We start from the raw sequence: 18,685 nt of genomic DNA, 5'->3' as shown, positions 1-18,685 counted from the left end.
TACCTGGTTGCCGGAGGCGAACATCAGAGGCGGCTTGCCGCTTCAGTCGATTCGCGGGCTCCGGGCCCGTCTGCCGCGACGAGCGGGACAGATTCAGTGTAGCGCGCGTCGTGTAACGTGCCCGCACGGCGGCGCCTGTGGCGCCGGCAGTGCGCCGCCCGCACGGCGTCCAGCGCTAGCGAAGCTTACTTGCCGTCGTGCTTGCGGTTGAGCGCGCGATAGCCGATGTCGCGGCGGTACTGCATGCCGTCGAACGCGATCTGGTTGATCGTGTGGTACGCGGCCGCCTGCGCGGTGCGCACCGAATCCGCGAGACCGACGACGCACAGCACGCGCCCGCCCGAGGTGGTCAGCTTGCCGTCCGTCAGCGTGGTGCCGGCGTGGAACGTGACTGAATCCGCGGCTTCGGCGGGAATGCCGTTGATGCGGTCGCCCTTCCTCGGCGTGTCCGGGTAGTTGTGCGCGGCGAGCACGACACCGAGCGCGGTGCGGCGGTCCCATTCGAGCTCGACGGTGTCGAGCGTGCCGGCGATCGCGTGTTCCACCACCTTCGAATAGTCGCCTTTCAGACGCGCCATGATCGGCTGCGTTTCGGGGTCGCCCATCCGGCAGTTGAATTCGAGCGTCTTCGGGTTGCCTTGCGCGTCGATCATCAGGCCCGCGTACAGGAAGCCGGTGTAGCGGATACCTTCCTTCTCCATGCCGCGCACGGTCGGCAGGATGATTTCGCGCATCACGCGCGCATGCAGCTGCGGCGTGACGATCGGCGCGGGCGAGTAGGCGCCCATGCCGCCCGTATTCGGGCCCTGGTCGCCGTCGAGCAGACGCTTGTGATCCTGGCTCGACGCGAGCGCGAGCACGTGCTTGCCGTCCACCATCACGATGAAGCTCGCTTCCTCGCCGGCGAGGAACTCCTCGATCACGACGCGCGCGCCGGCGTCGCCGAGCTTGTTGTCCGACAGCATCATGTCGACCGCGGCGTGCGCTTCTTGCAGCGTTTGCGCGACCACCACGCCCTTGCCGGCGGCGAGGCCGTCGGCCTTGATCACGATCGGCGCGCCCTTGGCGTCCAGATACGCGTGCGCGGCGGCGACGTCGGCGAAGGTTTCGTACTCGGCCGTCGGGATGCCGTGGCGCTTCATGAACGCTTTGGCGAAATCTTTCGAGCTTTCGAGCTGGGCGGCCTCTTTGGTCGGCCCGAAGATCTTCAGACCGCGCGAGCGGAACAGGTTGACGATGCCTGCCGCGAGCGGCGCTTCCGGCCCGACCAGCGTGAACGCGATCTGTTCTTTTTCGACGAAATCAGCGAGCGCGGCCGGCTCGGTGATGTCGAGGTTGAGCAGACGCTCATCCTGAGCGGTGCCGCCATTGCCCGGCGCGACGTAGACGAGCTGGACCCGCGGCGATTGCGCGAGCTTCCATGCCAGCGCATGTTCGCGACCGCCGGAACCGACGACGAGTAACTTCATGTGAATCCCCGAGACTTGAAAACCATAAACGGCCGAGCGGTGTGCTCAGCCGTGCAATAAACCATCAACAGCAAGGGCAAACGATGCCAGAGCCCGGCGCGCCATCACTCGCCGGCGATCGACGCGTTTGTATAGACTTCCTGCACGTCGTCCAGATTTTCCAGCGCGTCGAGCAGCTTCTGCATTTTCACGGCATCGTCGCCGGTGAATTCGACTTCGGTCTGCGGCTTCATCGTGACTTCGGCCAGTTCGGCCTTGAAGCCCGCCGTTTCGAGTGCAGCCTTCACTTTCGAAAAATCGTTCGGCGGGCACAGCACTTCGATACTGCCGTCCTCGTTCGTCACGACGTCGTCGGCGCCCGCTTCGAGCGCGGCTTCCATCAGCGCGTCTTCGGCGGTGCCGGGAGCGAACAGGAACTGGCCGACGTGATCGAACATGAACGACACCGAGCCGTCGGTGCCCATGTTGCCGCCGTTCTTCGAGAACGCGTGGCGCACTTCCGCGACCGTGCGGGTGCGGTTGTCGGTCATCGTGTCGACGATCACCGCCGCGCCGCCGATGCCATAGCCTTCGTAGCGGATTTCCTCGTAGTTCGCGCCGTCCGCGCCGCCGACACCGCGCTGGATCGCGCGGTTGATGTTGTCTTTCGGCATGTTGGCGTCGTACGCCTTGTCGACCGCGAGCCGCAGACGCGGGTTCGAGTCGATTTCGCCGCCGCCCAGACGGGCCGCAACCTGGATTTCCTTGATGAGCCGCGTCCAGACCTTGCCGCGCTTGGCATCGGCCGCTGCTTTCTTATGCTTGATGTTGGCCCATTTCGAATGACCCGCCATACTTTTCTCCGTCGCGCGCGCCAGCGGGGCGCACGCATAGTGCAATTGTCGTTGCGATGTCGGGCGCCTCGCGTGTTGCGCCTCGATGTCAATCCGTCAGGTGAAAGGCTGCCGGCCGCTCGTGCTTGTCGCTCGTGTTGGCCCGTCGAGGCGGCCACCTGTGCCGCCGATCTCAGCCTGGCCGTTCCCGCGCGTCGTTCCGCGCTTGCCCGCCGGTGGGCGTTCGTGCCGGTTCGTGCATGATCGGCCGGCCAGGCGGAGCCGCAGGGCCGCAGCGCGGTGGAGCGGGGCAGCTTGTGCGGCCAGGCGCCGCATGACCTGATGCGAAAGCGCGGGGCGCCAGTCGAAATTGCAGGCGGTGGTGCGAGTGATCGTGCGGGTCGAGCCGCTCCGTCGAGCGGATTCGAATTTTATCATGCCGCGAGGGTGCGGCAGAGGGGGCCGCGCCGCGAAACCGGCCGCAAATGCAATGAAATCGACGCGAAAATGAATGGAGGCGGTGCGGATGTGTCGCCGGGAGGGCCGGATGCGGGCGAAAGCGGGGCCGGTTCCGGGGCGGCGGCATCGCCAAACCACCCCCGCTGGCCCCCGGCGCGTCAGTTCTTCGTACCGAACAACCGGTCGCCCGCGTCGCCCAGGCCCGGCACGATGTACGCATGCTCGTTCAGATGCGAATCGAGCGACGCGACGAACAGCTTGACGTCCGGGTGCGCGTCCTGGAACACCTGCACGCCCTCAGGCGCGGCGACGAGCGCGAGGAACATGATGTTCTCGGCCGCCACGTTGCGGCGCTTGAGCACATCGACCGCGTGCACGGCCGAGTAGCCGGTCGCGACCATCGGATCGCAGAGGATGAACACGCGGTCTTCGAGGTCCGGCAGCCGCACCAGGTATTCGACCGGCCGATGATCCTCCGCGCGATACACGCCGATATGGCCGACGCGCGCCGACGGCACCAGCTCGAGCAGGCCGTCCGACATGCCGACGCCCGCGCGCAGCACCGGCACGATCGCGAGCTTCTTGCCGGCGATCACCGGCGCGTCGATCTCGACGAGCGGCGTGGTGATGCGGCGCGTGGTCATTGGCAGGTTGCGGGTGATTTCGTAGCCCATCAGCAGCGTGATTTCGCGCAGCAGTTCGCGGAACGTGCGCGTCGACGTGTCCCGGTCGCGCATGTGCGACAGCTTGTGCTGGATCAGCGGGTGATCGAGGATGAAGAGATTGGGGAAACGGCTGTCCTGGGTCATGGCGGGCTCGCGCGCGGCGGCAAGGTGGATCGGTTCGGCGCGCTCATCCGTTGGCTCAGTCCGCGCTCGAAGGTCGGACGAACGGTGGAAAAGCGCGCCACCGCGCGAGTTTACCGAAAGAGTACCGCCCGGCGATACCTGAGATTGTAGCGACGCGGCACAGTCCGGCACCGATTCTTCTAGAATCTGGGGAAACTTCGCCAGGAGGGCATACACATGGACATGGGAATCGCAGGACGCCGCGCGCTGGTTTGCGCGGCGAGCAAAGGTCTGGGACGCGGCTGCGCGGAAGCGCTCGCCGCCGAGGGCGTCGACCTGACGATCGTCGCGCGCACCGCCGAAACGCTCGAAGCGACCGCCGAGGCGATCCGCAAGCAGAGCGGCGTCGAGGTGAAGACCGTCGCATGCGACATCACCACGCCTGAAGGGCGTGCGGCCGCGCTCGCGGCCTGCCCGCAGCCGGACATTCTCGTCAACAACGCGGGCGGTCCGCCGCCGGGCGATTTCCGCAACTTCACGCACGAGGACTGGATCCGCGCGCTCGAAGCCAACATGCTGACGCCGATCGAGCTGATCCGTCAGACCATCGACACGATGAGCGCGCGCGGCTTCGGGCGCATCGTCAACATCACGAGCTCGGCGGTGAAGGCGCCGATCGACGTGCTCGGCCTGTCGAACGGCGCGCGCTCCGGCCTGACCGGTTTCGTCGCGGGACTCGCGCGCAAGGTCGCGCCGACCGGCGTGACGATCAACAACTTGCTGCCGGGCCTGTTCGACACCGACCGTATCGCGGTCACGTTCGAGGCGCAGGCGAAGACGCACAACATTTCGATCGACGAAGCGCGCAAGCAGCGCATGAAGACGATCCCCGCCGGCCGCTTCGGTAATCGCGAAGAATTCGGCCGCGCCTGCGCGTTCCTGTGCAGCACGCACGCGGGTTACATCACCGGGCAGAACTGGTTGATCGACGGCGGCGCCTATCCCGGTACGTACTGAGCTGGTACGTACCGAGCAGGCACGTACCGAGCCGCCGCGCGCGAACGACACCCGTCACATCACAACAACGATAGTCACAAGGGTTTGAGGAGTCTTACGTCATGAGCACCCGCATTGCGCTGATCGCGCACGATCACAAGAAGGACGACATCGTCAAACTGGCCGGCGAATACGTCGACACGCTCGCGCGCTGCGAGATCGTCGCAACCGGCACGACCGGCGGACGCATCAGCGACGCGCACGGCCTGACGGTCGAGCGCATGCTGTCGGGCCCGCACGGCGGCGACCTGCAGATCGGCGCGCAGCTCGCCGAAGGGCGCGTCGACATGGTGATTTTCCTGCGCGACCCGATGACGCCGCAGCCGCACGAGCCGGACATCAACGCGCTAGTGCGCGCGTGCGACGTGCACAACATTCCGTGCGCGACGAACATTTCGACCGCCCGCATGGTGCTCGACGTGCTGACGCTGCGCCTGTCCGGCGAGGCGTGAGCGCGCGCGTCGCCGCACCCACATCCATACAGATGACAGATGAAGGAGACGTGATGGTCAAGGCAATCCGTTTCGACAAAACCGGCGGCCCCGAAGTCATGAAATGGGTCGACGTCGAGGTGGGCGAGCCCGGCGCGGGCGAGATCCGCATTCGCCAGACGGCGGTCGGCCTCAATTACATCGACGTGTATTTCCGCACCGGTCTGTATCCGCTGCCGCTGCCGGGCGGGCTCGGCATGGAAGCGGCCGGCGAGGTCAGCGCGGTGGGCCCGGGCGTGACCGGTCTGAAGGTCGGCGATCGCGTCGGGTATGTCGCGCGGCCGCCCGGCGCGTATGCGCAGGAGCGCGTGCTGCAGGCCGCGCAGGTCGTCAAGCTGCCCGATGCGATCAGCGACGAGCAGGCCGCGTCGGCGATGCTGCAAGGCTTGACTGCGCAATATCTGCTGCGCCGCACGTATCGCGTGAAGGCCGGTGACACGATCCTCATTCAGGCCGCAGCGGGCGGCGTCGGCCTGCTCGTGTGCCAGTGGGCGAAGGCGCTCGGCGCGACGGTGATCGGCACGGTCGGTTCCGACGAGAAAGCCGAGATCGCGAAAGCGCACGGCTGCGATCACGCGATCGTCTATACGCGCGAGAACTTCACGAAGCGCGTCCGCGAGATCACCAACGGCGCGGGCGTGCCGGTCGTCTACGATTCGATCGGCAAGGACACCTTCGAAAAATCGCTCGACTGTCTCGCGCCGCTCGGCCTGTTCGTGAGCTTCGGCAACGCGTCGGGGCCGCTGCCGCCGATCGATTCGTCGGAATTCGCGGGACGCGGCTCGCTGTTCTTTACACGACCGACGCTCTTCACCTATATGGCGAAACGCAGCGACTACGAGGCGATGTCGGCCGAGCTGTTCGACGTGCTGAGCTCGGGCAAGGTCAAGACCAGCATCAATCAGCGCTATGCGCTGCCGGACGTCGGGCAGGCACATGCGGACCTCGAAGGGCGCCGCACGACGGGGTCGACGATCCTGCTGCCGTAAAGAAGTGGCAGCGCGGCCTCGGGCTGCGCTACACGTCATCCATCAGGGCCGTTTCATCGCGAGATGAAACGGCCTTGTCCGTTTACGCGATTTTTACGCGTACCCCGCGATCTTTGACCAGCCCTTTAGGCCGATCGGCATACCGTTCTATCCATCCAAAGTCCGTGAATGGAGAACGAGAATGGATGTGCTGTATGTCGGGGGCCTGGCGCTGTTTGCCTTGCTGACCTTTGGGCTGATTGGCGGCTGCGAGAAGCTGATGCAGTTGCGCCGCGGACAAGGAGCGCGCTGATGACCTGGATGCTGTGGCTGGCCGGCGCGTCCACCGCGCTGCTGTTCGTCTATCTCGTGTATGCGCTGCTGCGCGCGGAGGACATTGAATGAACACGAACGATGTCCTGCAGGCGAGTCTTTTTATTGTCGTGCTACTGGCCGCGGCGGTGCCGATGGCGAGCTATCTCGGCGCCGTGATGGACGGCAGTTCGCGCGTGGTGCGCTTCGGCGCGCCGCTCGAACGGCTGCTTTACCGTATCGCGGGCGTCGATCCAGCGGCGGAAATGGGCTGGAGGCACTACGCGGTCGCCACGCTCGCGTTCAACGTGCTCGGCGCGGCGTTCCTGTACGTGCTGCTGCGCGTGCAAGGGTGGCTGCCCGGCAATCCGCAGCAGTTCGGCGCGATGTCGGTCGACAGCGCCTTCAACACCGCGGTCAGCTTCGTGACCAACACCAACTGGCAGGACTACACGCCCGAGCAGACCGTCGGCTATCTGACGCAAATGCTCGGCCTGACCGTGCAGAACTTCCTGTCGGCGGCGACCGGCATCGTCGTCGTGTTCGCGTTGATGCGCGGCTTCGCGCGTCATACCGCGCAGACGATCGGCAACTTCTGGGTCGACATCACGCGCGTGACGATGTACGTCCTGCTGCCGATGGCGGCGATCATCGCCGCACTGCTGATGAGTCAGGGCGTGATCCAGAACTTCAAGGCATATCAGGAGGTGCCGACGCTGCAGACCACCACCTACGCCGCGCCGAAGCTCGACGCGCAAGGCAATCCGGTGAAGGACGCGAAGGGCGATCCGGTGATGCTCGACACGCCCGTGAAGACGCAGACCATCGCGATGGGCCCGGTCGCGTCGCAGGAAGCGATCAAGATGCTCGGCACCAACGGCGGCGGCTTCTTCAACGGCAACTCCGCGCATCCGTACGAAAACCCGACGCCGTTCTCGAACTTCGTGCAGATCATTTCGATCCTGATCATCCCGGCGGCGCTCGCGCTCGTGTTCGGCCGCGTGATCGGCGACCGGCGGCAGGGCGTCGCGGTGCTCGCGGCGATGACGATCGCGTTCGGCGTTTGCGTGTTCGGCGAGATCAGCGCCGAGCAGAGCGGCAATCCCGCGTTCACGGCGCTCAACGTCGACCAGTCGGCGAACGCGCTGCAGGCGGGCGGCAATGCGGAGGGCAAGGAAACGCGCTTCGGCATCGCGCAGTCGGGCATCTTCACGGTCGCGACGACGGCGGCTTCGTGCGGCGCGGTCGACAACATGCACGATTCGTTGACGCCGCTCGGCGGCCTGTATCCGATGCTGCTGATCCAACTCGGCGAAGTGATCTTCGGCGGTGTCGGCTCCGGCATGTACGGGATGCTTGTGTTCGCGCTGCTCGCGGTGTTCGTCGCGGGACTGATGATCGGGCGTACTCCTGAATATGTCGGCAAGAAGATCGAGGCCTACGAGATGAAGATGGTGTCGATCGTCGTGCTGCTCACGCCGCTGCTCGTGCTGGTGGGCACCTCGATCGCGGTGCTCAGCGAGGCGGGCAAGGCCGGCATCGCAAACCCCGGCGCACACGGCTTCTCCGAGATCCTCTATGCGTTCAGCTCGGCGGCGAACAACAACGGTAGCGCGTTCGCGGGTCTCACGGTGAATACGCCGTTCTACAACTGGCTCACCGCGATCGCGATGTGGTTCGGCCGCTTCGGCACGATCGTGCCGGTGCTCGCGATCGCCGGTTCGCTCGCCGCGAAGAAGCGCATCGCCGTCACCGGCGGCACGCTGCCGACGCACGGACCGCTGTTCGTCGTGCTGCTGCTCGGCACGGTGCTGCTGGTCGGCGCGCTGACCTACGTCCCGGCGCTCGCGCTCGGTCCCGGCGTCGAGCATCTGATGATGATCGGCGTGCAGTGACCCACGGCAGTGACCCAGGCCGCGAGCCAACGACCGAACAGGCGCTTGCACGCCGCAAGCCTGCAAGCGCCCACGGACATTCGAGGATTCAATGACTGAACATAACGCTACCCGGTCCATGTTCGACCCGGCGCTGCTGCGCCCGGCGATCGTGGACTCCTTTAAAAAGCTCACGCCGCGCACGCAGTTTCGCAACCCGGTGATGTTCTGCGTGTACGTCGGCAGCATTCTGACGACCATTCTGTGGATCGCCGCGCTCGGCGGTCAGGCCGAGGCGCCCGCGGGCTTCATCCTCGCGGTCACGCTATGGCTGTGGTTCACGGTGCTGTTCGCGAACTTCGCGGAGGCGCTCGCCGAAGGCCGCTCGAAAGCGCAGGCCGCGTCGCTGCGCAGCGCGAAGAGAGACGTGATGGCGAAGAAGCTCAACGAGCCGCATCCGAAGTCGCCGATCCGCATCACGACCGCGACCGATCTGCGCCGTGGCGACGTCGTGCTGGTCGAGACCGGCGACGTGATCCCGGCCGACGGCGAAGTAATCGAGGGCGTCGCTTCGGTCGACGAATCGGCGATCACCGGTGAATCGGCGCCGGTGATCCGCGAGTCGGGCGGCGACTTTTCGTCGGTGACGGGCGGCACGCGGGTGCTGTCGGACTGGATCGTCGTGCGCGTCACGGCCAACCCGGGCGAGGCGTTCCTCGACCGCATGATCGCGATGGTCGAAGGCGCGAAGCGTCAGAAGACGCCGAACGAAATCGCGCTCACCATCCTGCTCGTCGCGCTGACCATCGTGATGCTGCTCGCCACCGCGACGCTGCTGCCGTTCTCGATGTTCTCCGTCGAAGCCGCGAAAGCGGGCCACGTGGTGACGATCACCGCGCTCGCCGCGCTGCTCGTGTGTCTGATCCCGACGACGATCGGCGGCCTGTTGTCGGCGATCGGCGTGGCCGGGATGAGCCGCATGATGCAGGCGAACGTGATCGCGACCTCGGGCCGTGCCGTCGAAGCGGCCGGCGACGTCGACGTGCTGCTGCTCGACAAGACCGGCACGATCACGCTCGGCAACCGCCAGGCGTCGCAGTTTCTGCCCGCGCCAGGTCTGACCGAAGAGGCGCTTGCCGATGCCGCGCAGCTGTCGTCGCTCGCCGACGAAACGCCGGAAGGCCGCAGCATCGTCGTGCTCGCGAAGCAGCGCTTCAATATCCGTCAGCGCGATATGGCCTCGCTGCATGCGGTGTTTCTCGCGTTCACGGCGCAGACCCGCATGAGCGGCGTCGATCTCTTCCCCCAGGGGACTTCCTCCGGGGCGCCGAACCGTGAAATCCGCAAGGGCGCGGCCGATGCGGTCAAGCACTATGTCGAAGCGAACGGCGGCCGTTTCCCGAATGAAGTCAGCAACGCGGTCGCCGATGTCGCGCGACGCGGCAGCACACCGCTGGTGGTCGCCGAGAAAGGCGAGCAGGGCGCGCGCGTGCTCGGCGTGATCGAGTTGAAGGACGTCGTGAAGGGCGGCATCAAGGAGCGCTTCGCCGAGCTGCGCAAGATGGGTATCAAGACCGTGATGGTGACGGGCGACAACCGCCTGACCGCCGCCGCGATCGCGGCCGAAGCGGGCGTCGACGACTTCCTTGCCGAGGCGACACCCGAAACGAAGCTCGCGACGATTCGCGCGCATCAGGCCGAAGGGCGTCTGGTCGCGATGACCGGCGACGGCACCAACGACGCGCCCGCGCTCGCGCAGGCCGACGTCGCGGTCGCGATGAACACCGGCACGCAGGCGGCAAAAGAGGCCGGCAATATGGTCGACCTCGATTCGAATCCGACCAAGCTGATCGAGATCGTCGAGATCGGCAAGCAGATGCTGATGACGCGCGGGTCGTTGACCACATTCTCGATCGCCAACGACCTCGCCAAGTACTTCGCGATCATCCCGGCCGCGTTCGCGTCGACGTATCCGGCGTTGAACGCGCTGAACGTGATGCATCTCGCGACGCCGACCTCGGCAATCATGTCGGCGGTGATCTTCAACGCGCTGATCATCGTGCTGCTGATTCCGCTGGCGCTGAAGGGCGTGCGCTATCGCGCGCTAGGCGCTGCGATCCTGCTGCGCCGCAATCTGCTGATCTATGGCCTTGGCGGGATCATCGCGCCGTTCATCGGCATCAAGCTGATCGATATGGTGCTCGCCGCGTTCGGCTGGGTTTGAGCGCAGTGACCATGTGATGAAAAGGGAAAGAGACCCATCATGAAAAATCTGTTCCGTCCGCTGATCGTGATCTTCGCGGTGCTGACCGCGATCACAGGACTCGCCTATCCCGCCGTGATGACCGCGTTCGGTCAGGCGGTGTTCCACGAACAGGCCAACGGCAGCCTCATCGAGCAGAACGGCAAGGTGGTCGGCTCACAGCTGATCGGCCAGCAGTTTGACGCGCCCCAGTACTTCTGGGGCCGGCTGTCGGCGACGAGCCCGATGCCGTACAACCCGCAAAGCTCGGGCGGCTCGAACCTCGGGCCGAACAACCCCGCGCTGCTCGACGAGATCAAGGGCCGTCTCGCGGCGCTGAAGGCGGCGGGCACCGACATGTCGAAGCCGGTGCCGGTCGATCTGGTCACGTCGTCGGGCAGCGGGCTCGATCCGGAGATCAGTCCGGCCGCGGCCGCGTATCAGCTCGAGCGGGTCGCGCAGGCCCGTCACCTCGCGCCGAACGACGTGCAGGCGCTCGTCGAGCGCTACACGACGGGGCGCCAGTTCGGCGTGCTCGGCGAGCCGCGCGTGAATGTGCTGAAGCTCAATCTCGCGCTCGATGAAATGAAGCGCGGCTGACACTGAACGCATCGACGACGCACCAGCCGCAATTGCGGTTCATTGCTGAAACAGCGGCGTTTCGCGTGGCGCCGCGCCGCCATTTGCGGGCCGGCGCGGGCCGTGCCACCATGCAGACACCGCCGCTCGTACGACTATCAAAACCACTGAGCATGAACCGCCCCGATCCTGACCAACTGCTCGACAAGCTGCAGCGCGACGAAGAAAAACGCCAGCGCGGCCGGCTGAAGGTTTTCTTCGGCGCGTCGGCCGGCGTCGGCAAGACCTATGCGATGCTGCAGGCCGCGAGCCGCCGCCAGCAAGAAGGGGTCGACGTGCTGGTCGGCATCGCCGAAACGCACGGGCGCAGCGAAACCGCCGCGTTGCTCGCGGGGCTCGACGTGCTGCCGCTCGCGCAGATCGAGTATCGCGGCCGCAAGCTCGGCGAGTTCGATCTCGACGCCGCGCTTGCGCGCAAGCCGCAACTGATCCTCGTCGACGAACTCGCGCATTCGAACCTGCAGGGCGCGCGTCATCTGAAACGCTGGCAGGACGTCTACGAACTGCTCGACGCCGGCATCGACGTTTATACGACCGTCAACGTGCAGCATCTGGAGAGCCTGAACGACGTGGTCGGCCAGATCACCGGCATCCGGGTGTGGGAGACCGTGCCCGATCGCGTGTTCGATCATGCCGACGAAGTCACGCTCGTCGATCTGCCGGCCGAGGAACTGCTCGACCGCATGCGCGACGGCAAGGTCTACATGGCGCAGCAGGCGGAGCGCGCGGTGCGCAACTTCTTTCGCAAGGGCAACCTGATCGCGCTGCGCGAACTCGCGCTGCGCCGCACCGCCGATCGGGTCGACGCGCAGATGCGCGAGTACCGCGCCGATCGGTCGATCCAGCGTATCTGGCAGGCGCGCGAGCGGCTGCTGGTGTGCGTCGGTCCCGGTCCGGAGGCGCCGGCGCTGGTGCGCTCGGCGGCGCGCCTCGCCGCGAGCCTGAGGGCCGACTGGCTCGCGGTCTATGTCGAAACGCCCGCGTTGCAGCGCCTGCCCGACGCGCGCCGCGAACGCACGCTGAACGCGCTGAAGCTCGCCGCCGAGCTCGGCGCGGAAACCGCGACGCTCGCCGCCAGCGATGCGCTCGACGCGCTGATCGGTTACGCGCAGGCGCGCAACGTATCGAAGCTGGTGGCGGGCGCATCGTCGCGCACGGGCGCGAGCCGCTGGCTGCGCCGGCCGCTGGGCGAGCGCATCGCCGAGAAGAGCGGCGATCTCGATCTCACGCTGATTCGCGTGTCGTCGGAGCGCGACGGCGGCGAGCAGCGGCGGCTGTTGAACACGACCGCGAACGCGTGGCGCGAGGCGTTGAGCGCGGCCCGCGAGCGTCGCTCGCCGCCGCGCGCGTACGCGTTCGCGCTCGCGATCGGCGCGGCGATCACGTTGCTGTCGAGCCGGTTGATCGTCCGCATCGATCTGACCAACCTCGTGATGCTGTATCTGCTCGGCGTGATCTTCACCGCGGTGAAGCTCGGGCGCGGGCCGGGTGTCGTGCTGTCGTTCGCGAGCGTCGCCGCGTTCGATTTCTTCTTCGTACCGCCGCGCATGTCGCTGTCGGTCTCCGACACGCAATACCTGCTGACGTTCTTCGGCATGCTGCTGACCTCGCTCGTGATCAGCCATCTAACTTCGAGCCTGCGCCACGAGGCGAGCGTCGCGCGACGCCGCGAGCAGCGCACCGGCGCGATGTACGAGATGGCGCGCGAGCTCGCCGCGGCGCTCGCGACCGAGCAGATCGTCGGCATCGGCACCCGGCACGTGAGCGAGGTGTTCGGCGCGCGTGTGGCGATCCTGCTGCCCGACAGCGCCGACCAGATCAAACAGAAGATCGAGGACCCCGACGCGGCGATCACGCTCGAAGGCGACGCGCTCGATCTCGACGTCGGCCAATGGGTCTACGATCAGCAGAAGCCGGCCGGCCACGGCACCGATACGCTGCCGGCCGCCGCGGCGCTGTATCTGCCGCTGAAGGCGCCGATGCGCACGCGCGGCGTGCTCGCGGTGGTCGTGCGTGACGAGCGCGAGCTGACCGTGCCCGAACAGCGCCGCATGCTCGATGCGTTCGCCGCGCAGATCGCGCTCGCTCTCGAACGGGTGCACTACGTCGATATCGCGCGCGATGCGCTCGTCAACATGGAGTCGGAGCGGCTGCGCAATTCGCTGCTGTCGGCGATTTCGCACGATCTGCGCACGCCGCTGACGACGATCGTCGGGTTTTCGTCGATGCTCGCGCAGGGGCGGCAGGCGGGGCAGGGGCGGACAGAAGGCGAGGTGAATGCTTCTTTGCGGACCGACGCGCAATCCGCCGCGCGGCGTGACGACGAACTCGTCGACGCAATCCACGAAGAAGCGCTGCGCATGACCGGCATCGTCACGAATCTGCTCGACATGGCGCGCTTGCAGGCCGGCAGCCTGCAACTGAACCAGCAATGGACGCTGCTCGAGGAGACCGTCGGCGCCGCGCTGCGCGCGTGCAAGCGTGTGCTCGCGGATCATCCGGTGCGGGTTACGCTGCCCGCCGATCTGCCGCTGCTGCATCTCGACGCGGTGTTGATGGAGCGCCTGTTCTCGAACTTGTTCGAGAACGCGGCCAAATACACGGCGTCCGGCACGCCGCTCGCGATCGGCGCGCAGCAGATCGACGCGGACGGCACGCCGTTCGTGCGCATCACGATCGACGACAACGGCCCCGGCCTGCCCGCCGGCATGGAAGCGCGCGTGTTCGAGAAGTTCACGCGCGGCGAGAAGGAGTCGGCGAAACCAGGCATCGGCCTTGGGCTCGCGATCTGCCGCGCGATCGTCGAGGCGCACGGCGGTACAATCGGCGCGCTCAACCGGCTGGCCACGGATGGCCACGTCGAGGGCGCGCGCTTCTGGTTCACGCTGCCGGTCAAGACGCCGCCCGACGCACCCGAGACTTTTGATACGCTCGAAGACGAAGGCGCAGCCACCGACACCGACTCCGCCGCCGACCTCAACCCGCTAACCCGCCCCGCCCATGAGTGACCTGAGCATCACCGTCGTTCTGATCGAAGACGAGAAGCAGATTCGCCGCTTCGTGCGCACGGCGCTCGAAGGCGAGGGCATCGCCGTGTACGACGCCGAGACCGGCAAGCAGGGGCTCGTCGAAGCGGCGACGCGCAAGCCCGATCTCGTGATCGTCGATCTGGGCCTGCCCGACACCGACGGCCTCGACGTGATCCGCGAGCTGCGCGGCTGGAGCGAGCTGCCGGTGATCGTGCTGTCGGCGCGTACCCAGGAAAGCGAAAAGGTCGCCGCGCTCGACGCCGGCGCCGACGATTACCTGACCAAGCCGTTCGGCGTGTCCGAGTTGCTTGCGCGGATCCGCGCGCATCTGCGGCGGCGCAATCACGGCGGCGCGAACGAATCGCCGCAGGTGCGCTTCGGTGCGGTCACCGTCGACCTCGCGCTGCGCCAGGTTACGCGCGACGGCGCCGCGGTCCATCTGACGCCCATCGAATACCGGCTGCTCGCGACGCTCGTGCGCCATGCGGGCCGCGTGCTCACGCACCGGCAGTTGCTGCGCGAGGTGTGGGGGCCGTCACACGTCGAGAGTCACCACTATCTGCGCATCTACATGGCGCATCTGCGCGGCAAGCTCGAGCGCGATCCGGCGCAGCCGGAGCATATCGTCACGGAGACGGGCGTCGGTTACCGGCTGGTGGGTGCGGTGTGAGTTCGTCCGCGATGCCGCTTCGTTATAATCTCTCGACGTAAGGACGACCTTGCGCCTGCATCACAATCATCGGGGACGGCCCCATTTTTCATGGAGCTGTGTCGATGTCCTGGTTTCTTCTCCTGATTGCCGGTCTGCTCGAAGTCGCGTGGGCGGCCGGTCTCAAAACTTCCGAAGGTTTCACCCGCTTGTGGCCGTCCGTCTTCACGGTCGTGACCGCGCTCGGCAGCTTCGTGCTGCTCGCGCTCGCGATGCGCCAGTTGCCGCTCGGCACAGCCTATGCTGTTTGGACAGGGATCGGCGCGGTCGGCGCGTTCATCTTCGGCGTCGTGATGATGGGCGAGGCGTTGACGGTCGCGCGCGTCGCCAGTGCGTCGCTGATCGTGATCGGCCTCGTCGGGCTGAAGCTGTCGTCGGGGCACTGACCGGGCGGCCACGTCCGCTCGGGGCGCGGCCGCCATTGCCTGCAAGCCACAGCGAAGGCTTCGCGGCTCTACGTTCTGCGAATTATCGTAGCTATAATGAGACAGAAACGACCTTGAGATTGCCCGCGGCCTGGCTGGCGCGGCCAGCTTGGCGAGCCTGATGGCTTCGGCGCGGAACGCCCGCTCGTTCCCGCCGCGGCGCCTGGCACGCACTGAGCGCGCGGAGGCGGCCATGCTTGAATCACTTTCACTTGCAGCGGGCCTTTCATGGGGCAGCGGTCTGCGCCTCTATCTGACGGTCCTCCTGGCCGGCGTGTTCGAACGTCTTGGCCTGATTCACTTGCCGAACACATTGTCCGCGCTGTCATCGCCATGGGTGATCGGTGCGGCGGCCGTGCTGACGCTGGCCGAATTCTTCGCCGACAAGATCCCCGCGTTCGATTCGCTGTGGGATGCGATCCACACCTTCATCCGCATTCCGGCCGGCGCCGTGCTGGCCGCCGGCGCGCTCGGCCACGCCGATCCGACGCTGCTGAGCGTTGCCGCGCTCGCGGGCGGCACGCTCGCCGGCACCGCGCATCTCGCGAAGGCGGGCACGCGCGCGCTGATCAACCTGTCGCCGGAGCCGGTGTCGAACGTCGTCACGTCGACCGCCGAGGACGGCCTCGTGGTCGGCGGCGTGCTGCTTGCGCTGTTCGTGCCGCTCGTGTTTCTGGTCTTGATGGTAGGCTTCCTGCTGCTCGCGGCGTGGGCATTGCCGCGATTGTGGCGTGGCGTGCAGGGCGGTTTTCGCGGCATGGCCACGCACATGGTGTCGCGATTTGCGAGGAGCAGGCACGATTGAGCGAAGCACTACCAGGATCCAAGGCGGGTTCAAGAACGCGCGCCGACACGAGACCGGCGCGGCGGCTTGGCGGCATCGATCTATTGCGCCAGGCCATGCGGATGACGGCGCGCGACTGGCGCGCGGGCGAACTGACGATGTTGCTGCTCGCGCTCGTGCTGGCGGTCGCGGCGTTGTCGAGCGTCGGGTTTCTGGGCGATCGGCTGCATCAGGGGCTCGAGCGCGATGCGCGGCGCATGATCGCCGCCGACTTCATCGTGCGTGCCGATCATCCGGTCGATCCGCAATTCGCCGCCGAGGCGCACGCCCTGGGCCTGCGCACCGCCACCACGGCGATCTTTCCCAGCATGATCAATTCGACCGGCGCGCAGCCGGCGTCGCGGCTCGCCGCCGTCAAGGCGGTGTCGTCCGGCTATCCGTTGCGCGGCGCGCTGCGCATCGCGGCGGCGCCGGGTGCGGCCGATCATGCGGCGACGTCGATTCCGGCGCCGGGCACCGTGTGGGTCGACCGGCAGTTGCTCGACGCGCTGAAGCTGAAGATCGGCGATGCGGTGAAGCTCGGCAATCGCAACTTCACGGTCGGCGCGCTGATCACGCGCGAGCTCGATCGCGGCTTCTCGTTCGTCAACTTTTCGCCGCGCCTGATGCTGAATGCCGCTGACGTACCGTCGACGGGCCTGATCACCTATGGCAGCCGCGTCACGTACCGGCTGCTGGTCGCCGGTTCAGACGAGGCGGTCGCGCGCTTCGCGAAGTTTGCGCATGCGCGCGTCGACGGCGGCAAGATGCGCGGCGTCGCACTCGAGTCGCTGCAGGACGGCCAGCCGCAGGTGCGTCAGACGCTCGATCGCGCGGGCCATTTCCTGACGCTCGTGTCGCTGTTGACCGCGCTGCTCGCGGCCGTCGCGATCGCGATGGCCGCGCACCGCTATATGCGCCGGCATCTCGACGGCTGCGCGGCGATGCGCTGTCTCGGCGTGAGCCAGGCCGCGCTGCGCGCGCTGTTCACGCTCGAATTCGTCGGGCTGGGCGTACTCGGCGGCGTGCTCGGCGTGGCGCTCGGTTATCTCGGGCATCTCGCGCTGCTGACGTGGCTCGGCGGCCTGATCGACGTGGTGCTGCCGCAGCCGACGCTGTGGCCCGCGCTCGAGGGCATCGCGGCCGGCCTCGTGCTGCTGCTCGGCTTCGCGCTGCCGCCGCTGTTGCCGCTCACGCGCGTGCCGCCGGTGCGCGTGCTGCGGCGTGAATGGGGCGAGGAGGGACGCACTGCGTGGGCCGCCTACGCGGTCGGCATCGTGCTGTTCGCGGGGCTGCTGATACTCGCCGCGGGGGAATTGAAGCTCGGGGGCATCGTCGCGGGTGGATTCGCGGGCGGGCTGCTGGTGTTCGCCGGCATCGCGCGGCTCGCGTTGTGGGGCGCGGCGCGCGTGGTGCGCAGCGAGCGCGTCAATGCGGGCATCGGCTGGCGCTATGCGCTGGCGTCGCTCGAGCGGCGCAGCAGTACCAGCACGCTGCAGATCACCGCGCTCGGCATCGGCCTGATGTGCCTGCTGCTGATCGCGATGACGCGCAACGACCTCGTGCAGGGCTGGCGCAAATCAACCCCGCCCGATGCGCCCAACGAGTTCATCATCGACATCCAGCCCGATCAGCGCGACGCGGTCACGCAGTATCTGGACGCGCACGGCATCGCCGGCGCGGCGCTGTCGCCAATGGTGCGCGGGCGGCTCGTCGCGATCAACGGTAAGGCGGTCGATCCGGATTCGTTCAAGGGCGAGGATGCGCGGCGACTGGTCGACCGCGAGTTCAACCTGTCCTACACGACGCAACTGCCCGACGACAACCGGATCGCCGCGGGAACCTGGTTCGGCGAGACGACGAAGCCGCAGATCTCGATCGAGCAGGGTCTCGCGAAGCTGATCAACGTGAAGCCCGGCGACGTGCTGCGCTTCGACGTGACGGGGCTGACTGTCGAGGCGCCGGTGACGAGCGTGCGCAAGCTCGACTGGGGTTCTTTCAAGGTCAACTTCTTCGTGCTGATGCCGCCGGTTTCGTTGCAGGATTTTCCGGCGACTTTCATCACGAGCTTCCATCTGCCGGTGGACAAACAGTCGACGATCGATGGCCTGATCGCCGCGTATCCCAATCTGACCGCGATCGATACCGGCCCGATCCTCGCGCAGGTGCAGCGCGTGTTGCAGCAGGTGATCGGCGCGGTGCAATTCCTGTTTGCGTTCACGCTCGCGGCCGGCGTGCTGGTGCTATACGCGGCGCTCGCCGGCACGCGCGACGAGCGTATGCGAGAATCCGCGCTGCTGCGTGCGCTGGGCGCATCGCATCGTCAGGTGCGGTCGGTGCAGGTGTCCGAATTCGTCGCGGTCGGCGCGCTTGCCGGCCTGATGGCGGCGCTCGGCGCGCAGATCGTCGGCTCGATGCTGGCCACGCACGTGTTCGAGTTTTATCTGGACTTCGATCCGTGGCTGCTGCCGGCGGGCATTGCGGCCGGCATCGCGTGTGCCGGTGTCGGCGGGTGGTTGAGTTTGCGGCATGTGTTGGCGCGGCCAGCGCTGCAGTCGCTGCGCGACGCGTGAGTTTTCCTGGTGATGT

At 66.8% G+C, this 18,685-nt stretch carries 16 protein-coding genes; 13 read left to right on the top strand and 3 right to left on the bottom strand.

Features of this window, described 5'->3' with window-relative positions; genetic code table 11:
- Window positions 1-185: 185 nt before the first annotated feature.
- From purD to upp, 3 genes are all read right to left on the bottom strand, one after another.
- Window positions 186-1,469, bottom strand: coding sequence for a phosphoribosylamine--glycine ligase (gene purD, locus OKW39_RS06575; protein ID WP_090803721.1), 1,284 nt, complete (start codon window positions 1,467-1,469; stop codon window positions 186-188).
- Window positions 1,470-1,573: 104 nt separating this feature from the next.
- Window positions 1,574-2,302, bottom strand: coding sequence for a YebC/PmpR family DNA-binding transcriptional regulator (locus tag OKW39_RS06570; RefSeq protein WP_018419973.1), 729 nt, complete (start codon window positions 2,300-2,302; stop codon window positions 1,574-1,576).
- A 596-nt stretch (window positions 2,303-2,898) separates the two neighbouring features.
- On the bottom strand, window positions 2,899-3,549 hold the full coding sequence (upp, locus tag OKW39_RS06565) for a uracil phosphoribosyltransferase (protein ID WP_062126416.1): 651 nt from the start codon (window positions 3,547-3,549) through the stop codon (window positions 2,899-2,901).
- Window positions 3,550-3,765: 216 nt separating this feature from the next.
- On the opposite strand from upp, the gene OKW39_RS06560 reads away from it, so the two are divergent.
- The 13 genes from OKW39_RS06560 to OKW39_RS06500 all read left to right on the top strand — a co-directional run bounded on the left by OKW39_RS06560 (window position 3,766) and on the right by OKW39_RS06500 (window position 18,669).
- Complete coding sequence (locus OKW39_RS06560) at window positions 3,766-4,545, top strand: SDR family oxidoreductase (protein WP_090803723.1); 780 nt, start codon at window positions 3,766-3,768, stop codon at window positions 4,543-4,545.
- Between the two features lie 101 nt (window positions 4,546-4,646).
- A complete protein-coding gene (locus OKW39_RS06555; protein WP_013088898.1) occupies window positions 4,647-5,036 on the top strand; it encodes a methylglyoxal synthase in 390 nt (129 codons plus the stop codon).
- A gap of 53 nt (window positions 5,037-5,089) precedes the next feature.
- On the top strand, window positions 5,090-6,064 hold the full coding sequence (locus tag OKW39_RS06550; RefSeq protein ID WP_429336021.1) for a quinone oxidoreductase family protein: 975 nt from the start codon (window positions 5,090-5,092) through the stop codon (window positions 6,062-6,064).
- Window positions 6,065-6,245: 181 nt separating this feature from the next.
- On the top strand, window positions 6,246-6,356 hold the full coding sequence (locus OKW39_RS06545; RefSeq protein ID WP_018419977.1) for a hypothetical protein: 111 nt from the start codon (window positions 6,246-6,248) through the stop codon (window positions 6,354-6,356).
- Complete coding sequence (gene kdpF / locus OKW39_RS06540) at window positions 6,356-6,448, top strand: K(+)-transporting ATPase subunit F (RefSeq protein WP_013088901.1); 93 nt, start codon at window positions 6,356-6,358, stop codon at window positions 6,446-6,448. The genes OKW39_RS06545 and kdpF overlap by 1 nt, the downstream gene beginning before the upstream one ends.
- Window positions 6,445-8,250: a potassium-transporting ATPase subunit KdpA gene (gene kdpA, locus OKW39_RS06535; RefSeq protein WP_429562294.1), complete on the top strand. Its 1,806-nt coding sequence runs from the start codon at window positions 6,445-6,447 to the stop codon at window positions 8,248-8,250. Before kdpF ends, kdpA begins: the two co-directional genes overlap by 4 nt.
- Window positions 8,251-8,341: 91 nt before the next feature.
- Window positions 8,342-10,453: a potassium-transporting ATPase subunit KdpB gene (gene kdpB / locus OKW39_RS06530; protein ID WP_429562293.1), complete on the top strand. Its 2,112-nt coding sequence runs from the start codon at window positions 8,342-8,344 to the stop codon at window positions 10,451-10,453.
- Between the two features lie 39 nt (window positions 10,454-10,492).
- Window positions 10,493-11,071 carry a potassium-transporting ATPase subunit KdpC gene (kdpC, locus tag OKW39_RS06525; protein WP_429361969.1) on the top strand — a complete coding sequence of 193 codons (579 nt, stop codon included), beginning with the start codon at window positions 10,493-10,495 and terminating at the stop codon, window positions 11,069-11,071.
- Window positions 11,072-11,223: 152 nt separating this feature from the next.
- Window positions 11,224-14,118 (top strand): DUF4118 domain-containing protein, encoded by a 2,895-nt coding sequence (locus OKW39_RS06520; protein WP_090803731.1) that lies wholly within the window; start codon window positions 11,224-11,226, stop codon window positions 14,116-14,118.
- Window positions 14,111-14,809 carry a two-component system response regulator KdpE gene (gene kdpE, locus OKW39_RS06515; RefSeq protein WP_090803733.1) on the top strand — a complete coding sequence of 233 codons (699 nt, stop codon included), beginning with the start codon at window positions 14,111-14,113 and terminating at the stop codon, window positions 14,807-14,809. Before OKW39_RS06520 ends, kdpE begins: the two co-directional genes overlap by 8 nt.
- Before the next feature lie 104 nt (window positions 14,810-14,913).
- Window positions 14,914-15,234 carry a quaternary ammonium compound efflux SMR transporter SugE gene (sugE, locus tag OKW39_RS06510; protein WP_090805648.1) on the top strand — a complete coding sequence of 107 codons (321 nt, stop codon included), beginning with the start codon at window positions 14,914-14,916 and terminating at the stop codon, window positions 15,232-15,234.
- A gap of 232 nt (window positions 15,235-15,466) precedes the next feature.
- Window positions 15,467-16,078, top strand: a complete 612-nt coding sequence (locus OKW39_RS06505; RefSeq protein WP_429336026.1) for a DUF4126 domain-containing protein — start codon at window positions 15,467-15,469, stop codon at window positions 16,076-16,078.
- A 101-nt stretch (window positions 16,079-16,179) separates the two neighbouring features.
- Window positions 16,180-18,669 (top strand): ABC transporter permease, encoded by a 2,490-nt coding sequence (locus OKW39_RS06500; RefSeq protein ID WP_429563465.1) that lies wholly within the window; start codon window positions 16,180-16,182, stop codon window positions 18,667-18,669.
- Window positions 18,670-18,685 lie beyond the last annotated feature (16 nt).

This window comes from Paraburkholderia sp. MM6662-R1, assembly GCF_050436245.1.
Lineage (GTDB): Bacteria > Pseudomonadota > Gammaproteobacteria > Burkholderiales > Burkholderiaceae > Paraburkholderia > Paraburkholderia tuberum.
This window is presented reverse-complemented; position numbering and strand designations above follow the sequence as displayed.